This window comes from Psychrosphaera sp. (genome assembly GCF_982872775.1).
The window spans coordinates 1-2,305 of the sequence record NZ_CEYNSH010000019.1; the positions used below are offsets into that span (position 1 = coordinate 1).

Genomic DNA, 2,305 nt, shown 5'->3' on the forward strand with positions numbered 1-2,305 from the left:
TCGTCAGCTTTTGCTTCGACTTCAACTAGATCTGGTAACGGCCAACCACCCAGCGCTTTGTAACGATTAACCATATAGCAGAATAAGTCAGCGGTTTTTTCAGTGTCGTATTTTGCTGAGTGGGCTTCTTTGTTGTCAAAACCGAGACCTGCGCGTTTACATGCTTCGGCTAAAACTGTGTGACCAAGGCTAAGCGCAGCAAACGAAGCCGTATCGAAAGTCACAAAAGGGTGGAACGGAACTCGTTTGTACTTAGCTCGCTCGATAGCGGCCATAAAGAAGCCGTGATCAAACGCAGCATTATGGGCAACGATTACTGAACGTGAACAACCTGCAGCTTTCTGACCTTTTCGAACGGCTTTACAAATCGCTTTTACCATTTCTTCTTCAGGTACAGCACCACGTAATGGGTTAAATGGGTCAATGCCGTTGAAGTCGATCGCGGCTTGTTCGATGTTTGCCCCTTCAAATGGCTCAACATGAAAGTGGAATGTTTCGTCACGCTCTAAAACGCCATCTTCAGTCATTTTTAATGTTGTAGCGGCAATCTCAAGCAAAGCGTCCGTTTTGGCATTAAAACCAGCGGTCTCGACGTCAATTACAACGGGATAAAAGCCTCTAAAGCGACTGCTTAAAAGATTAGGATCTTTTGCTTTGTTTGAAGTCTCAGAGGTTTGATTTGTTGTATTTTCCGATTGTGTCACAGTTTTACTACCCTTATTTAATTCGGGCGGTATTATCACACGTTGGTCGTTTTATTTCATGTTTTTCCTGAGTGGAGCTCAGTGAAGTTGCTCTGGTATATGTATTGCATGGTTATAAGGGAATTTAAGTATGTATAGACTCTGTTTCGTAGCACAGGTCTGTACATGTGGTTTGAAAGTTATCTCTCCGTGTCAATTTTAGGTTTATGTAGGTTGTCTTAAATGAAGCAAATACAAACTGTTTTTTGTATATTTATCATTGTTCTAGTTGGAGTGTTTAGTCCGGCATCTGATGCAAATCGCCGTGCATATGTTGCGACGTTAGATAACTCTGTCTGGCAATTGTCACAGGACTCTCGCCTGGCTTGTAGCCTAGAACATGAAATTCCAAACTATGGAACGGCAATATTTAGCAGTGCGGCAAGTAAAAAGAGTAACATGGCGTTTGAGTTAGACCTTATGCGTCTGCCAGCAGACTATTCATTGGCGTTGGTTGAATCAGTTCCACCACAATGGCGACCTGGAGTGCGCCCCTCGGCAATTACTCAAATGCAATGGCGCAAGCAGTTTAATGGCGACGTCGACGACAAGTCTGCATGGATCATGTTAACCGAATTGGAAAAAGGCCATTTCCCAACCTTATATTATGCCGATTGGCACAATAAAAACGATCGCGTTTCGGTTGCTTTGGCTGCCACAAATTTCCGCCCCGCGTATTACGATTTTTTAAATTGTGTTGATGGATTACTGCCTTATGGTTTTGAAGATTTGGAATATACCGTTCTCAATTTTGAAAAGAATAGCACTGAGTTAGACCGAGCATCAAAGTCCAAGCTAAATCAAATAAAAGAATACTTAAAGCACGATAATCAAATCGATAAGATCAGTGTTAAGGCCTATTCATCTTCATGGGGTGGTAGGTACACTAACCTCAAAGTTTCCCAACGACGCGCAGCTGAAATTAAAGCTTTGTTTGTCGAATTTGGTATTCCGGGAGATAGGATCAGTGTTGAAGGTTTTGGTGAAAAGCGTCATGTTGCGTCAAACGACACCATTTTGGGTAGAGCAGAAAACCGCCGAGTCGTTATCGAAATGGTCAAACCTTAACTGGGTATGCGCTTGTTTCGTTTATACTCACGTAGTTTAAAACGAATCGGAGCTACCGTTTCGGCGATGAAATGATCACTTTGTTGAAGGCCCTGTGTCAATTGCTTGGCAAGTAGTTCGGCTAGTATAGGTGCAGAGGTTAGCCCGCGAGCACCTAGACCAGTAAGCACATACAAACCTGCATACTTGTTTACCACGATATCTTTGATTTTATCTTTACGACGATAATCTCCAGTATTTTTATCCACATAATTCGCAATCCAATCCCAATCCACTAATTCGCCAACTAAAGGTAAATGGTCGGAAGTTGTAGCTCTAAAAGCAGCATTAGCACTAGCGATATCTGTAATCTGTAACGCTTTGGCCCAAGCCTCTTCGGGATAGACTTTTTGAATTTGTACGATATTCGCGATATTCGCACTTTCTTTTACTTCAGAGTGTGTTTGAGCTTTTTCGAATGTGGCGCCAAAGGACTGAAACTGACCGTTGCCTGG

At 42.7% G+C, this 2,305-nt stretch carries 3 protein-coding genes; 1 reads left to right on the forward strand and 2 read right to left on the reverse strand.

Going from position 1 to position 2,305, the window contains the following annotated elements; all coding sequences use genetic code 11:
* On the reverse strand, positions 1 to 599 hold a 599-nt coding region (rnt, locus tag AC4E96_RS07295), incomplete at its 3' end, for a ribonuclease T (RefSeq protein WP_490255394.1).
* Between the two features lie 327 nt (positions 600 to 926).
* Here rnt and AC4E96_RS07300 point away from each other — a divergent pair.
* Positions 927 to 1,811, forward strand: coding sequence for a flagellar protein MotY (locus AC4E96_RS07300; RefSeq protein ID WP_488034170.1), 885 nt, complete (start codon positions 927 to 929; stop codon positions 1,809 to 1,811).
* Here AC4E96_RS07300 and AC4E96_RS07305 read toward each other — a convergent pair.
* Positions 1,808 to 2,305 (reverse strand): FAD-dependent oxidoreductase (locus AC4E96_RS07305; RefSeq protein WP_490255363.1); only part of this gene is annotated, 498 nt, incomplete at its 5' end. The two genes, AC4E96_RS07300 and AC4E96_RS07305, sit on opposite strands and share 4 nt — an antisense overlap.

Excerpts from the sequence above, each read along its gene's own strand:
- AC4E96_RS07300 (WP_488034170.1), top strand. The coding sequence starts at position 927 with ATGAAGCAAATACAAACTGTTTTTTGTATATTTATCATTGTTCTAGTT.